The following is a 16,650-nucleotide window of genomic DNA, read 5'->3' on the forward strand; positions in this document are numbered from 1 at the left end:
ATAGAAAAGAGGTCTTATTAAGACCTCTTTTTTGGTTTTGTTCAATTGCTAATACGAGCTTCTCGCTCGTATTAGCTGGGGTATTAAATCTTTGTATATTACTTATTTGAAAGGATTTAATTTGTCGTTACTTTCCTCTTTCAAAATAGCATTTTCTTTTTTTTCTGTTAAATATTTAACTAGTTTCTCTTTTAGTTTTGGTATAAAATCGTCGAGTTCATTTTTTATGTTTAAAAGATATTGTTCAATTACTTCTATATATTTTAGCAATAAATTTTTCAAACCTTCAATCGCTTCATCGTTGCCAGTTATTGTTGAGTAATTAGTAAGTTGAATATTTATATCGTGAATATTTAATTCAACATTTATATCCATTGCTTTAAAACCATTGGGTGCACACTTAAAAAAAAAATTATTGCCCGAAATAGGAATATTATAATTTGCTATTTCAATGTCAATTAATTTTCCTGGTGTGAAATATGTGCCCGATGGTAATTGACGACCATCAATTTTTTCCTTTTTAATTGAAGTTGTTGTATCTTCTTTAATTAGTCTAGGAATAAATAATTGTAACTCTTTAATAAGTTTTTCGCTTTCATTTTCTACATTGAGATTAATTAAAGTGAAATCATTATATCGGTCTATTTTATTTTTCAAAGTTATTTCAATATTGTTTAGATATTCAGAAAGTCTTTGTTCTTTAAAAAGAGTAGTTGATCTTTTATTTCTAGGATACATTTTTATTTTTTTTAGATTAATTATTCTAGTTTCTGTAGTGTAATTAAATTGAACGTTCTTGAACTATGCTTTTGGGGTTGAAAATCAACGATCTCGTGAATGTTTTAATTTGATTTTGAATTTCTTTATATTCACGAACGAGACGCTCGAGCTAACAAGGGAAAGTTCTTTAAACTGCGATTAGTAATGTTTTTATGAAATCCTATCTACAATTTCATTCATTGTATAATGTACAAATTGTTTTCCAAGTTCTGTCAATTCATATTGTTCTTGATTATCAAAAGCTGATTTATAAATAGAACTGGGTGCTTTTTTTATAGTTTTTTTGATAAAATCACCTTGATAATTTGTTGCACGATGTTGTCTTATTACACCTCCCATACTTAAATCTCTAATTATCATTTTAAATAAATCTGCTTCTAATGAATCTTCTCTAACATTTGTTCCATTTAATAAGTTCCATATTTGAGATCTTGTTATGCCAGAGTTTTCAAAAATAGATTTAATCACTGCGAAATGGACTTCATGATAGATGTTTATCCAGTCTATAAACAATCTAATCAAGTCGTCAGGAACTAGTTTATATGCTCCTGCATTTGTAATTAATTTTCTGACTAATTCTTTTTTTTCACTTGTATCAGTGTCATTCCAAGTTCGAAAGGCTTTCCTAACTATTTGCAAATATTCTTCACTTTCTATTCGTTGGTCTATTTCTTCAGGAAATTCGTTTAAACGGACAGCTACATTGTTCAGGGTTTCTCCAAGTTCTGACATTTTTTTTGAATGTTCTTGTAACCATTGAATATATAGACTATTTGCTTTGAATTGGTCTTCGTCAGCTTTGAAATCGATTGCAGCATTTAAAAATCCTCCAACCCATGGTATGCTTCCAAGAGCAGCAGCAAAAAACTTTTTAAATATCCTTTTTCTTTTAGGCTCAAAAGATGCTGCTAATTCTTGTTCAAATTGTTTTTCAACGTTTGCTTTAGTAGAGGGGAATTTTTCCATATAAATAAAAATAAGCCACCAGAATAGTGGCTTATGATTTTAATTAAATAACAGATATGTGGATGTTATTGTCATCATGCTTTAAACTTGTTAGATAAAAGTCAGCTGCTCTGAATTCTTTTTTACTGTCAAACCATTCACAATTTGCTAAATTATTTTCTTTGTCAATTCTGCTTATTGTCATCAAAGGTCCTCCACTTTTTAATCTAACAGTTTCTCCTTCTTTAAAACTTTGATTCATAATTATATAGATTTAGTAAATAATAATAATAACTAAATTAATTAAATAAAAAGTTAGTAAAATTAGAAAGTAAAAATGTTATCAACATTGTTTTTAACTGTATGGGATTCAATTAATTCATTGACTTTTGGATGTACGAAATAAAATTTAGTTTTGTTTTCTTCTTTTTAATGAATATTTATTCGACGAAAAAGTAGGGCTGATATAATAAAAAGGGACTGATATAATTATTTCAGTCCCTTTTTTATATTATAATAATATACAAATAGATTATCCCAAGAAAGCCTTCAACTCTTCATAACTCTTAATCTTCACACTAACTTTTTCCTCATTAATAACACTTTCAATTTGTGTTGGAATAGGAAGGGTAATTCCTAAAGCAGGTTCAACAACATCTAGGAATTTAATAGGATGAGCAGTTTCTAAGAAAATACCAATTGCATTGTCATGCTTTTGTAATTCTTTCTTTAAACCAAGGTAGCCAACCGCACCGTGAGGTTCAGCAATATAACCGTTTGTATTGTAAATTTGTTTTAAAGCTTCAAGCGTTTCTTCATCAGTATAACTATAAGAAGAGAAATCTTTTTCGAAAGCTTTTAGATCGTTGTTGTATAATTCCTGAATTCTAATAAAGTTACTCGGATTCCCAACGTCCATTGCATTAGAAATTGTGGCTTTAGAAGGTTTCGGGTCGTATTTTCCGCTTTCTAAGAATCTTGGTACAGTATCGTTTACGTTTGTAGAAGCAACGAAATGTTCGATTGGTAAACCTAATTTCTTGGCTATAATACCAGCACAAATATTTCCGAAATTTCCGCTTGGGCATGAAAACACCAACGGTTTGTTTTGTTTTTTTAATGCTTTGTAAGCAAAAAAGAAATAGAACATTTGCGGCAACCAGCGTGCAATATTGATAGAATTTGCAGAGGTAAGGTTTTTATGCGCTAAAGTCTCATCTAAAAACGCTTTTTTTACCATATCCTGGCAATCATCAAAAACACCATCAACTTCTAGAGCTTTAATATTTTGCCCTAAAGTTGTCAGTTGCTTTTCCTGAATGTCACTTACTTTTCCTGACGGATATAAAATAACAACTTCTACACCTGCAACACCAAGAAAACCGCTTGCAACCGCTCCACCAGTATCACCAGAAGTCGCAACAAGAACTGTGTTTTTACTATCTGCTTTATCTTTATTAAAATAGGCCAGACAACGTGACATAAATCGCGCGCCAACATCTTTAAAAGCCATTGTAGGTCCGTGGAATAATTCGAGCGAATAAATTCCTTTTTCGACTTCTACCACCGGAAAATCAAAACATAACGTTTCGGCAATAATTTCTTTTAAAACATGCTCAGGAATTTCATCCCCAACAAATTGGTTGATGGCCTCAAAAGCGATTTCTTCGTTGCTTAGATTTTCGATTGTCTCAAAAAAAGAAGTGTTTAATGGCGTGATAGTTTCTGGAAAATACAATCCTTTATCACTTGCTAATCCTTGTATTACAGCTTCCTGAAAAGAAACCTTTGGAGCATTATGGTTTAAACTATAGTATTTCATTTTTTTATTGCTTTAGGCTTTAAGCTATATGCTTTAGGCTTTTTTCCTAATGCTTATAAACTTATTGCTTTTTATTGGTTGTTTTATTTTAACCGCAAAGAGCGCAAGGAAATTGTTTCTTTTGAAAACGCAGAGTTCGCAAAGCTTTGTGGTGATATTTTTTATTAAACGCTATGTTTTTTGTTTGTGTTTTAATTATTGCACAAACCAATTTGTGTGCATTCGTGAAATTAGTATTATATAATTCTTACGCCATCTGGATTAATTTTCGAAACGTGAATTTCGTATGGTAAATCTATATTATCATATACTTCGCTCATGGCTTTGGCAATTTTTTCAGCGTTTTCTTTTCCTCTGCTTAAAGCAAAAATAGAAGGGCCAGAACCTGAAATTCCAGAACCTAATGCACCATTTTCGAGAGCCGCTTGTTTGATTAAATCAAAACCAGGAATCAAGACACTTCGTAAAGGTTCTACAATTTCGTCATGAAGAGATCTTCCGATTAAATCGTAATCTTTAGTGTATAATCCAGCGATTAAACCACCTACATTTCCCCATTGCATGATGGCACTTTTTAGAGAAACATTTTGTTTTAATACCGAACGTGCATCAGATGTTTTTAACTCAATTTGAGGATGTACAACTGTAGCGTATAATTCTTCTGGACTATCTATTTTTATAATATCCAGCGGATTGTAGCTTCTTACCAAGGTAAAACCACCCAAAAGGGCAGGAGCAACGTTGTCGGCATGAGCATTTCCGCTAGCTAATTTCTCACCTTGCATTGCAAACTGTACCAATTCTTTTCTAGAAAATGGACGCCCTAATAATTCGTTTATACCAAAGACAGCACCAGCAGAACTTGCGGCACTACTACCGATTCCGCTTCCGGCTTTGATATTTTTATAAATTTCGATTTCAAACCCGAAGTCAGTTTCTATGGTTTCAAGCATTGCCAATGCAGCAACTCCAGCTACATTTTTTTCTGTTTCTAAAGGCAAATCGGCACCAACAATTTTTGTGATGCGAACGCCTTTCTGGTCTGATTTGCGAACAATCATTTCATCGCCCGCAGTTTCTAAACAAAGTCCGAGAACATCAAATCCACACGAGAGATTGGCAATTGTTGCCGGACAAAATAGTTTTATTTCTTTCATTTTTTTTAAGGTTCAGAGAGGCAAAGTTTCAGAGGTTCTAAGGTTTTGCCAATCATTGTTTTTTTTTAAGGTTCTAAGAATCTGAGATTCTAAGGTTCTAAGTTTTTTTTCTCAGAACCTTAGCGACTTAGTATCTTAGTGCCTCAAAATTAATTATTTCCTATTCGAATTACATCTGCAAAAATTCCCGAAGCTGTAACCGCAGCTCCAGCTCCAGCACCTTTTATAAGCAGTGGCTGATCAACATAACGATCGGTGTAAAACAATACAATATTGTCTTTTCCTTCCAGATTATAGAATGGATGGTCTTTTGGGATAAATTGTAATCCTACGCTTGCTTTTCCGTTTTCGAATTGAGCTACATATTTCAATCTTGAATCTTTGCTTAAAGCTTCATCATAAATAGCTTCAAAATGAGCTGAATGTTTCTTTAAAGATTCAAAGAAAGCTTCATTTGTAGTTGTAGCAAGAGATTCTGCAGGCATGAAAGATTCGTTTGCAATAGCATCGATATCCATTTCATAACCACTTTCTCTGATTAGGATTAAAATTTTTCGGGCAACATCAATTCCGCTTAAGTCAATTTTAGGGTCAGGTTCTGTGAATCCTTGAACTCCGGCTTCTTTTACTACATCGAGAAACGAGTTATCTTTATCAAAATTATTAAAGATAAAATTTAAACTTCCAGATAAAACAGCTTGAATTTTATGTACTTTATCACCCGATGCAATTAAATTCTTAACTGTATCTATAATCGGCAAACCAGCGCCAACATTGGTTTCGAATAAAAACGGAGCGTTAAACTGGCGTGATAAACTTTTTAGTTTTTTGTAATTATCATATTCTGATGAACAAGCAATTTTATTACAAGTTACTACCGCAATACTTTGTTTTAAGAATTCTTCGTAAGTTTCAGAAACAGTTGCATTTGCTGTAATATCAACAAAAATACTATTACGTAAATTCAGTTCTTTTGCACGTTCTATAAAAGCATCTTTATTAGCTGTTTCTCCACTCTCTAGAGCTGCTTGCCATTCTTTAAGAGAAATTCCATCCTCGTCGAAAATCATTTTTCTCGAATTAGATAAAGCAATAACGCGAACATTTATCTTTAGGTTTTCTTTCAAAAACTTTCTTTGATTGTGAATTTGTTCAATGAATTTTTCTCCCACGTTTCCAACTCCCATTACAAATAAGTTAAGTTGCTTAGTGTTTTCTTCAAAGAAGTTTTCGTGTAGCGTATTTAATGCTTTTTTTACATCACGCTCATTAATTACAACCGAGATATTTCTCTCGGATGCACCTTGAGCAATAGCACGAATATTTACGTTGTTTTTACCTAGAGTGCTAAACATTCTTCCGCTTAAACCTTGGTGATTTTTCATGTTTTCACCAACCAAAGCAATAATGCAAAGGTTTTTCTCAACGATACAAGGATCAACTTTATTTTGGGTAATTTCTACTTCAAAAGCACCATTAATTGCTTGCTCGGCATTTTCGGCATCTGCATTTAAAATACCAATACAAATAGAATGCTCTGATGATGCTTGAGTAATGAAAATAACATTGATACTTTCGTTAGATAAAACTTCAAAAAGACGTTTAGATGAACCCGAAACACCAATCATTCCCGAGCCTTCAAGAGTTATTAACGAAATATTATCGATATGGCTAATTCCTTTTACAATAGTATCTTTTGATGAAACCTGATTAGAAATATAAGTTCCTTCAGATTCTGGTTCAAAAGTATTCTTGATAACAATAGGAATGTTTTTTCTTAATACGGGTTGGATTGTAGGCGGATATAAAACCTTGGCACCAAAATGTGATAATTCCATTGCTTCCTGATAAGAAATTGTTGCAATAGGATGTGCTTGCTTCACAATTTTAGGATTAGCAGTGTACATTCCGTTTACATCAGTCCATATTTCCAGTCCTTTAGCGTTAAGCGCTCCTGCCAAGATTGCAGCCGTATAATCAGATCCGCCACGACCTAAAGTTGTAATGATTCCATCTAGTGATGAAGCAATAAAACCAGGCATGATAACAACTTGAGATTCATTTGTAGCAAAATAATCACGTATTAATTGATTAGTAACTTCAAAGTTTACAGCAGCTTTCCCAAAATGGTTATTGGTTTTTATAAGTTCACGGCTGTCTTTGTAACCGCTATTTTTATTAGTTTGTTTTAAAGCTTCGGCAATGATATAAGACGAAAGCAATTCTCCAAAACTCAAGATAGTATCTGATGTTCTATTGGATAATTCCCCCAATAAGAAACATCCATCGAGTAAAGTTTCAAGGTGATTTATAATTCTTTTTACGTGGCTTAATAAGCTACTTTGTTCGCTAACAGGAATTAGAGCTTTTAGGGTATCTAAATGTTTTTTCTCTATTTCTGCAACTATATCTTTAAAACTTTCATCATTAGAAGCTGCTTTTGCGGCTGCAGCCTGAAGCAAATCAGTTACTTTGCTTAAAGCCGAAACTACAACTACTAATTGATCTTGTTCTGATTTTTGGTTTACAATTTCTAAAACTTTCTTTATATTTTCTGCATTGGCGACCGAAGTTCCACCAAATTTTAATATTCTCATTGTGTTTGTCTTATTTTATAAATACAAGTGTTTATACGTATTCAATGCCTTTCTTCCTTCTGGAAAAAAAGTATGGATAACCGGATTATATGTAAAAATGTATACCCCTAAGGGGTAGTAGTAATTGTAGAAGTTGTTGTAGCAGTAATTGCAACCCAGTTTTGAGTTGTTATCGAAGAGTGATATTTTATACTGTTATCTTTCATTTTTGATTTTTCAAATGTACAGGTTTTTATAATGAGCAAAAAATCAAATTGAGTTTTTACGAATATTTTAATAATCAGGTAAGTAATATTGTCATACTGATTATTTGTTAAAATTTAAAGCTTCAAAATGGGGTATTCATATATTTATCTCAGATTAAGGCAGTTGTTTTCTTTTGTTTAAGCAATAATTAGAAGTCTAATTTGCTTATAAATGATGTTTTTTGGGCTAAGTAAATAGTTATTTGCTATGTAGGACTTCTCTTTTTAATTTTTGTCGGCTTAATCTACTACATAATTATAACGGTTTATATTTCTTAGAATTAATCTGATTTGAGAATTAATCCTAAAAAAAAGATTATTATTTATTGATTTGTGATTTAACATGTAAAATCTTTGGTTATATGTGTTTGTTTTAGCTATTTTCGCCGAAATAATTATAAAAAAATAAAAATGAAAAAAAACATTACCCTATTGTTTGTATCTTTTTTTATACTCGTGTCTTGTAGTAACAATGAAGACAGCCCTATTGCCCCACCAACAGCTCCCGTGACTATAAAAGCTGCATTAAATGGAGGTGGAGTAGATGTAAGCTGGTCTGTTGTGGGAGGTACTGGTGTTACATACAATGTTTACAGAAATGGTAATCCTGTAAAAATTAATGCTGTCCCACTTACAGAAGCGAAATTTAAAGATGTGCTTACATCTACTGGTTCTTTTACATATACTGTTACGGCTAATTCAGGAGGTGTGGAAAGTGCAAAAGGAGTAGTTTCTGAAAAAGTAATATTAGAACTTCCTAAAACAAGAACTGTAGAATTATTTAATACTATAGAAAACACGAAATCTGAGTATACATATACTTATGATGCTACTAATATTACTAAAATAATAAGTCAAACTATCAAAAGTACTACGACTAGATTAGATGACGAAACCGTAACTGTATATGATGCAATAGCAAAGTATACGTATAATGAGGATTTAATTACAAAAGTAACCTACTATAATGTTGATAATACTGTTAAGTCATCTTTTGAATATGTATATAATTCAAAAAAAGATTTGATATCTATGATAAGAAAGGAATCTGATGGAAGTATTGATTATACAATTAATTATGCTTACGGTACAGATGGTTTAATTACTGAGACGAGCGATTATCCTGATTGGGGTACCTGGGTTTATACTTATGAAAAAGGTAATATGGTTAAATATGTCCATTCAGTTTCATTTTCATTTGATCCTTCAACTAAGCTTGTTGAAACATCTGATTTTGTTTATGACACAAAAAATATACCTACAAAAAATATTTTAGGATTTAATACTATTCTTATAGGTACTAATAGTGTTAATAATGAAGCTGGCTTTTCGGTTATTGTAAATAAAAATGGAAATCTAGCTAATACCAGATTATCGAAAAGTGAATACACCTATAATGAAAATGGTTATGTTTTAACAAGAATGAGATTTCATGGGAAACCTTCACCAACAGTGCTAAATGAAAAAACAGCTATAACTTATTATTAGTTTAAGAAGTTTTTTAGTTTACCTAAAAATTATAAAGAAAAGCAACTCTAAAAAGGGTTGCTTTTTTTGTTTTTTTTTAAGATATGCTCATTAATAAAAAATAGCTTTTTTAATACAATTTGAATTTAAAATCTGAGTTTATTGACTTTCAAAAGTTCCATTATCAAAATTATATTGACATGAAAGTGCCGTCTATCTCATTTGTAGTTTAATTTTTATCAAAAGTTGAGTAGAAAATCATTTAAGTTATTGCATTATAGCAAATCTTAATCTAAATTTATTGAATGTATGGTATTGATAGTAAGTTATTTATATTCTTTATTAATACGTGTTAATTTCTTTTTGTATAACATTTTTTGTTAATTTTATTCGGAATAAAACCACCATTGTTTAAAATAATATCCTACTGGACATAAAGAAATGATTAAGGATAATATTGTCCTTAATATGACAAATGTCATTTTAAGTAGGAATTGATTTCTTTAATTTTGATTTTTTAATTAAAGGGTTCATAAAAAGAGTACTGATTTAATTAGAAACAATATTAAAAACAGTCAATTATGAGTAGTTTATCTCAATCACACAAAATTTTATTTTTAAACACTTTGGCATTTACAATATGTTTTGCTTGCTGGACACTTAATGGTGTTTTGGTTACATATCTTGTAGATAAAGGTATATTTAATTGGACAGTTGTAGAAACAGGTTGGCTATTAGGAATTCCTATTTTATCAGGATCAATTTTCCGACTTCCAATAGGTATATTAACAGATAAATATGGAGGTAAGATTATATTTTCTGTTTTATTGTTATTATGTTCTATTCCTCTTTTTCTTCTCCCGTTTGCCAATTCATTCTGGAGTTTTGCAGTTTTAAGTTTTCTATTTGGTTTAGTAGGAACCAGCTTTGCAGTAGGTATAGGATATACTTCGGCTTGGTACCCTCAAAACTGGCAAGGTAGAGCTTTAGGTATTTTCGGAATGGGAAATGCAGGGGCAGCAATTACAACTTTCATAGCACCTACTTTATTAAATACTTTATCAGAAAAAGACCCAATAAATGGTTGGAAAATGTTGCCAGTAATTTATGCAGCAGTTTTAGTCTTTATAGGAATACTTTTTATTGTTTTTGCTAAAAATAAAACCAATCCAGGAGTTTCAAAAACAATGAAAGAGCTAATGTCACCTCTTAAAAACATTAGAGTTTGGCGTTTTGGAGCCTATTATTTTTTAGTCTTCGGATGTTTCGTAGCTTATTCACAATGGTTAGTTCCTAATTTCATGAATGTTTATCATACGTCATTGGTAATGGGAGGAATGTTTGCAACAATGTTTAGTTTGCCATCAGGAATAATCAGAGCCTTTGGAGGTTATTTATCAGATAAATTCGGAGCCAGAAAAGTCATGTATTGGGTTTTAGGATCATCGATAGTTATTAGTTTTTTATTGATGTTCCCAAAAATGGAAATCTTTACAGCAGGTCCTGGAGTTCTAGCTACTAATAATGGTATTGTTACAGAGATTTCTGCCGATGCAATAATCGTAAATGGCAAATTACATAAGGTTAATTCAAAAGAAACTTCAACAGATGATGATACAGCAATTTTCCCAGTTAAAAACTCATGGCAGGAAATTCTGGTAAAACAAAATCAAGAAGTAAAAAAGAAAGAATTATTAGCTCAGGGAATTACCCAAATAAAATTTAGCGCCAATCTTTGGGTCTATGTGGTTTTGGTAATACTTATAGGTATTTCATGGGGAATTGGTAAAGCAGCAGTTTATAAACACATTCCTGAATATTTCCCTAACGAAGTTGGAGTTGTTGGTGGAATGGTAGGTTTAATAGGCGGATTAGGCGGATTTGTAGGACCAATTATCTTCGGATATCTGCTTAATTATACAGGACTCTGGACTAGTTCATGGATATTTATTTTCATAGTATCTGTTCTGTGCTTATTATGGATGCACCGAACAATCATAAATGTTATGAGAACAAAATCACCAAATTTTACCAGACACATAGAAGACAATCACTAAAAATTAAATAAATATAATATATGAAAACTTGGTTAGACAGATGGGATCCCGAAGATGAAGCATTTTGGAACTCTACCGGAAGTAAAATTGCATGGAGAACTTTAACAATAACAACACTAACTTTAATATTATCATTTGCCTCATGGTTTATGATGAGTGTGATAGCTGTAAAATTACCAGGATTAGGATTTAATTTTTCCAAAGATCAACTTTTTTGGTTAACAGCAATCCCAGGATTAGCAGCAGGGGTTTTAAGAATCATTCACACTTTTATATTACCCATATACGGAACGCGACATGTAGTATCTTTTGCTACAGCACTTAAATTAATTCCTGTAATAGGGATCGGTTTTGCAGTGATGGATATAAATACGCCATTTTGGGTATTTGCAGTATTAGCGTTTACAACAGGTTTTGGTGGAGGAGATTTCTCTTCTTATATGCCAAGTACAAGTTTGTTTTTCCCTAAAAGACTTAAAGGTACAGCACTAGGGATACAAGCAGGGATAGGAAACTTTGGGGTTTCGGTGGCACAGTTTGTTACACCACTTATTATAAGTGTTGGTATTTACGGGGCAGCCTCTGTATTTACAAGCATTAACCCTAAAGAAACAGTAAGTGTTTTTGAGAATTCAAGTATCGAAAAACAAAAAGAAGTTTTTGGAGCGCTTGATGGCGAAGTACAAACAAAAATATTAGCTAATGTAAAGAAAAACATAATCGACTCGGTGAGTACAGCTACTCAATCAAGTGATAAAGTAGTTATTTTTACTTCATTGCCTGTAAAAGCTAAAGCTAAGGCCATTGCAAATGCAAATCCAAAATTGGCAGAGAAAATATTAAATGATATTAAGCCAGATAATACTGCGGTTAAAAACACCGAAATTTATTTACAATCGGCTGCATTTTGGTTTGCTCCTTTCTTAATATTATTGTCTATTTTAAGTTGGTATTATTTAAGAAGCATACCAATGAAAGCTTCGATAAAAGAACAATTGGATATTTTCTCTAATAAACATACTTGGTATTGTACGATTACTTACGTAATGACTTTTGGAACATTTGCAGGTTTATCTGCGGCATTTCCTTTAATGATTAAATTCTTGTATGGAGATTTTCATAACGCACCAGATCCATTAGTATATGCTTTTTACGGTCCTCTTATCGGGTCAGCGAGCCGAATTATCTTTGGGTTTGTAGCCGATAAAGTAGGTGGAGCTATACTTACTACAATTACAGGTTTAGGAATTTTGGCAGGAGCAATTATATTAGTTACAGAAGGATTAGTAGCGCCAACAAGTATGGATCAATTTCCTCTTTTTGTAGCGGTAATTCTAGCAATGTTCTTCTTTACCGGAATTGGAAATGCAGGTACGTTTAGACAATACCCAATTATTTTTGCCGAAAATCAACGTCAGGCAGCTGGAGTTATTGGTTGGACAGCAGCAATTGCAGCATTTGGACCATTTATTTTCTCTAAATTAATAGGAAATAATCTTTCGGCTAATGGTACTGTAAATCAATTTTTTATAGGTGTTGCTGTTTTCTCTGTATTGGCTACAGGTATAAATTGGTGGTTCTACAATCGTAAAGGTTGTGAGAAACCGAGTTAATAAGTAATTCATTAAATTAAAATTAAAGATGAAAAATAAAACCTTTAATACCAAAGCTTTGCTTGTAGCGACTTTAGTGTCTGCATTGACTATTGTGCTTGTGTTTTACGGGTCGAGGCAATTGCAAAACTTTGATGCCGCACTAGTAACTTATTTATTCGGGACAGTATTCGCTTTCTTCGGAATCGTATATCGTTATTCAGTTTGGTTGCAACGTCCACCAACATGGATGTATTTTAAACGAAGCATCAAGTTTTTATTTACAGGAAAAATATTCTCTCATTTATGGTTTTTAGGAAAAGAATCTGTAGAGAATATTGTGGTTCAAAAATTTATTTATCCAAGAAGTAAATACCGCTGGATAGCTCACTTTTGTATTGCATTAGGTTGTATGTCGGCATTTGCAATAACAATTCCGCTTACGTTCGGATGGATACATTTTACCTTGGCTCCAGATTCAATCTCAATTTATGAAGCTCATTTCTTTGGGTTTAAAATGATGGATTTTAAGATAGGATCATTTATGGCATTTATGATTTTTCATGCTTTAAACTGGTCATCTTGGTTAGTAATAATTGGATCCGTTTATTATTTAAGAAGACGATTAACAAATCCAGGTTTAATAGCAACACAATCTTTTGAAGGTGATTTATTGCCACTTATTTTACTAATTGCAATATCAGTTACAGGATTATGTCTTACCTATTCGTATCAATTCATGAAAGGGTTTGCGTTTGATTTCCTAGCTGTAATTCATGCCGTAACAGTAATTATGTTCTTAATATGGATTCCCTTTGGGAAATTCTTTCATATCATTCAGCGACCAGCCCAGATAGGGGCACATATTTATAAAAAAGAAGGTATGAAAATGGGAATGGCAGTTTGTCCGCATACAGGAGAAAAATTTGCAACTCAATTGCATATTAATGATTTAAAGATTGTTACCGAAGAATTAGGATTTGATTTTACACACGAAGATGGAACTTCACACCTTGATTTAAGCCCAGAAGGGAAAAGATCTCGTTTAGCACAAGCACATTTAAAAGCAAGATTAGAAAGTGGCGGAAGCTTATTTGGATAATTTTTAAAAGTACACAGTCACAGTTTTTAGTTACAGTTTAGAACTTTAAACTTTAAACAAAACAAACAAAGAAAAAGATGGCAAAATTACCTGTATCAACCGAAAAAATAATTGAAGATTTTGGACCGCATTTAAATTATGCACCCAAAGATGGTTACGAAGGTAGAGATGAACCAGATGAAGTGGTAAAAACACATTGTTGTTTTTGCGGAATGCAATGTGGGATTCAATTATTAGTAAAAGAAAATAAAGTAGTAGGTTTCGAACCTTGGATGGAATTTCCTTTTAACGAAGGACGTTTGTGTCCAAAAGGAGTACAACGCTATTTACAAAATAATCATCCCGACCGACTTTTAAGCCCTTTAAAGAGAGTAGAAGGAAAAGGTTTCGAGAAAACGACTTGGGATGAAGCAATGGATAAAACCGTATCTGAAATAAAAAGAATTCAGGAAAAATATGGCAAGCATGCTTTCTCTATGTTATCTGGAGTATCACTTTCTAACGAAAAAAGTTATTTGGTAGGGAAGTTTGCGCGTGTAGCGTTAAAAACCAGAAATCTAGATTATAACGGAAGACTTTGTATGGTAAGTGCAGGAGCAGGAAATAAAAAAGCTTTTGGATTAGACCGCGCTTCAAATAATTATTCTGACTTAGAATATGCCGAAGTAATTATTGTAAGTGGTGCAAACATTAGCGAAACCTTCCCAACATTAACCCATTGGATCTGGAAAGCCAGAGATAGAGGAGCTAAACTTATAGTTATAGATCCTAGAATGATTCCGTTGGCAAGAACAGCAGATATTCATTTAGATATAAAACCAGGAACCGATTCGGCATTGTACGGAGCGATGTTAAAATATCTAGTAGATCACGATATGCTTGATCATGATTTTATAGATAATTATACATCAGGTTTTCAAGAAACAATCGATGCTGTAAAAGATTATACCCTAGAGTGGGCAGAAGAGATTACAGGAATTGATAAAAATAAAATTAAAGCTGCTGCAGAATTATGGGGTAAAGCCAAAACGAGCTTTTTGCTTCACGCACGCGGAATCGAACAACATACAAAAGGAGTTGATAATGTAGTAGGCTGTATCAACTTAGTTCTGGCAACAGGAAGACTTGGTAAACCTTATTGCGGATACGGAACAATAACCGGACAAGGAAACGGACAAGGAGGAAGAGAGCATGGTCATAAGTGCGATCAACTACCAGGAAATAGAGATATTGAAAATCCGGAACATCGTAAATACATATCGCAAGTTTGGGGAATCGATGAAAAAGATATGCCAGGAAAAGGGCTGTCGGCTTACGAAATCATTGATGCTATACATAGAGGAGAAATCAAAGGATTACTTTCTATTTGTTTTAATCCGTTAGTATCATTACCAAACAATAGTTATGTAAGAGAAGCACTTGAAAAATTAGAGTTTTATGTTTGTATTGATTTCTTCTTGAATGAAACAGCCCGTCATGCGGATATTGTTCTTGCAGGATCATTGCAAGAAGAAGAAGAAGGAACAACTACATCGGCAGAAGGACGAGTAATCCGAATTCGCCAAGCTGTAACTCCTCCGGGAGATGCAAGAACAGATACTTCTATTTTCTTAGAATTGGCAAAAAGACTAGGTGAAGAAGATAAGTTTACTTATGAAAATAGTGAAGCTATTTTTAATGAACTTCGAGTTGCCTCAAAAGGTGGAACAGCAGATTATTTTGGAATATCTTATAAAAAGATAGAAGATAATATGGGCGTTTTCTGGCCTTGTCCAACAGATGATCATCCGGGAACACCTAGATTATGGGAAGATAAAGTATTTTGTACTCCAGATAAGAAAGCCCATTTTAATCCAGCTCCTTACAGATTACCTAGTGAAGTTACAGACGAGAAATATCCTATAACACTTACTACAGGACGTGTTGTTTCTCAATATTTAAGCGGAACACAAACACGACGTATAGGTAAACTAGTAGATCAGTTTCCAGAACCAATGGTAGAGATTCATCCAGAATTAGCTTTGAAATACGGAATTAAACAACGCGAATTAGTACGAGTTGAAACCCGAAGAGGTGAAGGTATTTTTCCAGCAAACATTGTGGAGACTATCCGAAAAGATACCGTTTTTATACCTTACCACTGGCCGGGAATAAAATCGGCAAATCAATTAACAATCGGAACATTAGATCCGGTTTCTAAAATGCCAGAATTTAAAGTTTGTGCCTGCTTATTGGATCCGCAAGGAACAATTGCACCACCATCTACAGAATCTGAAGCTTATGCAAGTATTTAATCTATAAAAACGTGACTATGAACCAAACTAATTTTAATACAAATGAAGAGTTTTTTGTAGATCTGCAGCGTTGTATAGGTTGTAAGGCTTGCGAAATGGCTTGTGCAGAATGCGAAACTAATGGACAAGAAACATTAATCAGCGTGAATTATGTCGAGCGTTCTTCAACTATTCAAACTACAGTACAAGTTTGTATGCATTGTGAAGATCCAGTATGTGCTAATGTATGTCCTGCTGATGCAATCTCGCAAGATGAATTCGGAATCGTTCATACTGCCAATACCGAAAGATGTATAGGTTGCTCAAACTGCGTTATGGCATGTCCGTTTGGAGTGCCTAAAAAGATGGAAGAGTACGACTTAATGATGAAATGTACCATGTGTTATGACAGAACAAGCGTGGGTAAAAAACCAATGTGTGCAACTGTTTGCCCAAGTGGAGCTTTGTTTTACGGAACAAGAGCCGAAATTGAGGAAATGAGACCTAATAGTACACCAATCAATACATTCATCTTCGGAAAAGAAGTAGTAAATACCAAAGTAAACATTATGATGCCTAAAGGCAGTAATGAATTAAGAATATATTAAATCTA

At 32.8% G+C, this 16,650-nt stretch carries 12 protein-coding genes; 6 read left to right on the forward strand and 6 right to left on the reverse strand.

Features of this window, described 5'->3' with window-relative positions; translation table 11 throughout:
- Nucleotides 1-102: 102 nt before the first annotated feature.
- From IW20_RS09565 to thrA, 6 genes are all read right to left on the reverse strand, one after another.
- Nucleotides 103-738, reverse strand: a complete 636-nt coding sequence (locus IW20_RS09565) for a hypothetical protein (RefSeq protein WP_035621314.1) — start codon at nucleotides 736-738, stop codon at nucleotides 103-105.
- A gap of 192 nt (nucleotides 739-930) precedes the next feature.
- A complete protein-coding gene (locus tag IW20_RS09570) occupies nucleotides 931-1,746 on the reverse strand; it encodes a hypothetical protein (RefSeq protein ID WP_035621316.1) in 816 nt (271 codons plus the stop codon).
- Between the two features lie 43 nt (nucleotides 1,747-1,789).
- Nucleotides 1,790-1,987: a YodC family protein gene (locus tag IW20_RS09575; protein ID WP_035621319.1), complete on the reverse strand. Its 198-nt coding sequence runs from the start codon at nucleotides 1,985-1,987 to the stop codon at nucleotides 1,790-1,792.
- Between the two features lie 270 nt (nucleotides 1,988-2,257).
- Entirely contained in the window at nucleotides 2,258-3,547 is a 1,290-nt protein-coding gene (gene thrC, locus IW20_RS09580; protein ID WP_035621321.1) for a threonine synthase, read from the reverse strand.
- A 236-nt stretch (nucleotides 3,548-3,783) separates the two neighbouring features.
- Entirely contained in the window at nucleotides 3,784-4,704 is a 921-nt protein-coding gene (locus IW20_RS09585; RefSeq protein WP_035621323.1) for a homoserine kinase, read from the reverse strand.
- 149 nt (nucleotides 4,705-4,853) lie between these two features.
- Nucleotides 4,854-7,301 (reverse strand): bifunctional aspartate kinase/homoserine dehydrogenase I, encoded by a 2,448-nt coding sequence (gene thrA / locus IW20_RS09590; RefSeq protein WP_035621325.1) that lies wholly within the window; start codon nucleotides 7,299-7,301, stop codon nucleotides 4,854-4,856.
- A 656-nt stretch (nucleotides 7,302-7,957) separates the two neighbouring features.
- On the opposite strand from thrA, the gene IW20_RS09595 reads away from it, so the two are divergent.
- The 6 genes from IW20_RS09595 to IW20_RS09620 all read left to right on the forward strand — a co-directional run bounded on the left by IW20_RS09595 (nucleotide 7,958) and on the right by IW20_RS09620 (nucleotide 16,645).
- Entirely contained in the window at nucleotides 7,958-9,034 is a 1,077-nt protein-coding gene (locus tag IW20_RS09595; RefSeq protein WP_035621327.1) for a hypothetical protein, read from the forward strand.
- A 560-nt stretch (nucleotides 9,035-9,594) separates the two neighbouring features.
- Nucleotides 9,595-11,070, forward strand: a complete 1,476-nt coding sequence (locus IW20_RS09600) for an MFS transporter (RefSeq protein WP_035621329.1) — start codon at nucleotides 9,595-9,597, stop codon at nucleotides 11,068-11,070.
- 20 nt (nucleotides 11,071-11,090) lie between these two features.
- The gene (locus IW20_RS09605) at nucleotides 11,091-12,683 is read left to right on the forward strand and encodes a magnesium transporter MgtE N-terminal domain-containing protein (protein ID WP_035621331.1); all 1,593 of its coding nucleotides are present in this window, start codon (nucleotides 11,091-11,093) and stop codon (nucleotides 12,681-12,683) included.
- A 28-nt stretch (nucleotides 12,684-12,711) separates the two neighbouring features.
- Nucleotides 12,712-13,764: a hypothetical protein gene (locus IW20_RS09610; protein WP_035621333.1), complete on the forward strand. Its 1,053-nt coding sequence runs from the start codon at nucleotides 12,712-12,714 to the stop codon at nucleotides 13,762-13,764.
- 77 nt (nucleotides 13,765-13,841) lie between these two features.
- A complete protein-coding gene (locus tag IW20_RS09615; RefSeq protein WP_035621335.1) occupies nucleotides 13,842-16,058 on the forward strand; it encodes a molybdopterin oxidoreductase family protein in 2,217 nt (738 codons plus the stop codon).
- Nucleotides 16,059-16,075: 17 nt separating this feature from the next.
- Nucleotides 16,076-16,645, forward strand: coding sequence for a 4Fe-4S dicluster domain-containing protein (locus IW20_RS09620; protein WP_035621337.1), 570 nt, complete (start codon nucleotides 16,076-16,078; stop codon nucleotides 16,643-16,645).
- The last annotated feature ends 5 nt before the right edge of the window (nucleotides 16,646-16,650 follow it).

It is taken from the genome of Flavobacterium hydatis (genome assembly GCF_000737695.1).
In the GTDB taxonomy this organism is placed as follows: Bacteria; Bacteroidota; Bacteroidia; order Flavobacteriales; family Flavobacteriaceae; genus Flavobacterium; species Flavobacterium hydatis.

Coding starts and splice junctions, on each gene's coding strand:
- IW20_RS09565 (WP_035621314.1), bottom strand. CDS start 738: ATGTATCCTAGAAATAAAAGATCAACTACTCTTTTTAAAGAACAAAGA.
- IW20_RS09570 (WP_035621316.1), bottom strand. CDS start 1,746: ATGGAAAAATTCCCCTCTACTAAAGCAAACGTTGAAAAACAATTTGAA.
- IW20_RS09575 (WP_035621319.1), bottom strand. CDS start 1,987: ATGAATCAAAGTTTTAAAGAAGGAGAAACTGTTAGATTAAAAAGTGGA.
- thrC (WP_035621321.1), bottom strand. CDS start 3,547: ATGAAATACTATAGTTTAAACCATAATGCTCCAAAGGTTTCTTTTCAG.
- IW20_RS09585 (WP_035621323.1), bottom strand. CDS start 4,704: ATGAAAGAAATAAAACTATTTTGTCCGGCAACAATTGCCAATCTCTCG.
- thrA (WP_035621325.1), bottom strand. CDS start 7,301: ATGAGAATATTAAAATTTGGTGGAACTTCGGTCGCCAATGCAGAAAAT.
- IW20_RS09595 (WP_035621327.1), top strand. CDS start 7,958: ATGAAAAAAAACATTACCCTATTGTTTGTATCTTTTTTTATACTCGTG.
- IW20_RS09600 (WP_035621329.1), top strand. CDS start 9,595: ATGAGTAGTTTATCTCAATCACACAAAATTTTATTTTTAAACACTTTG.
- IW20_RS09605 (WP_035621331.1), top strand. CDS start 11,091: ATGAAAACTTGGTTAGACAGATGGGATCCCGAAGATGAAGCATTTTGG.
- IW20_RS09610 (WP_035621333.1), top strand. CDS start 12,712: ATGAAAAATAAAACCTTTAATACCAAAGCTTTGCTTGTAGCGACTTTA.
- IW20_RS09615 (WP_035621335.1), top strand. CDS start 13,842: ATGGCAAAATTACCTGTATCAACCGAAAAAATAATTGAAGATTTTGGA.
- IW20_RS09620 (WP_035621337.1), top strand. CDS start 16,076: ATGAACCAAACTAATTTTAATACAAATGAAGAGTTTTTTGTAGATCTG.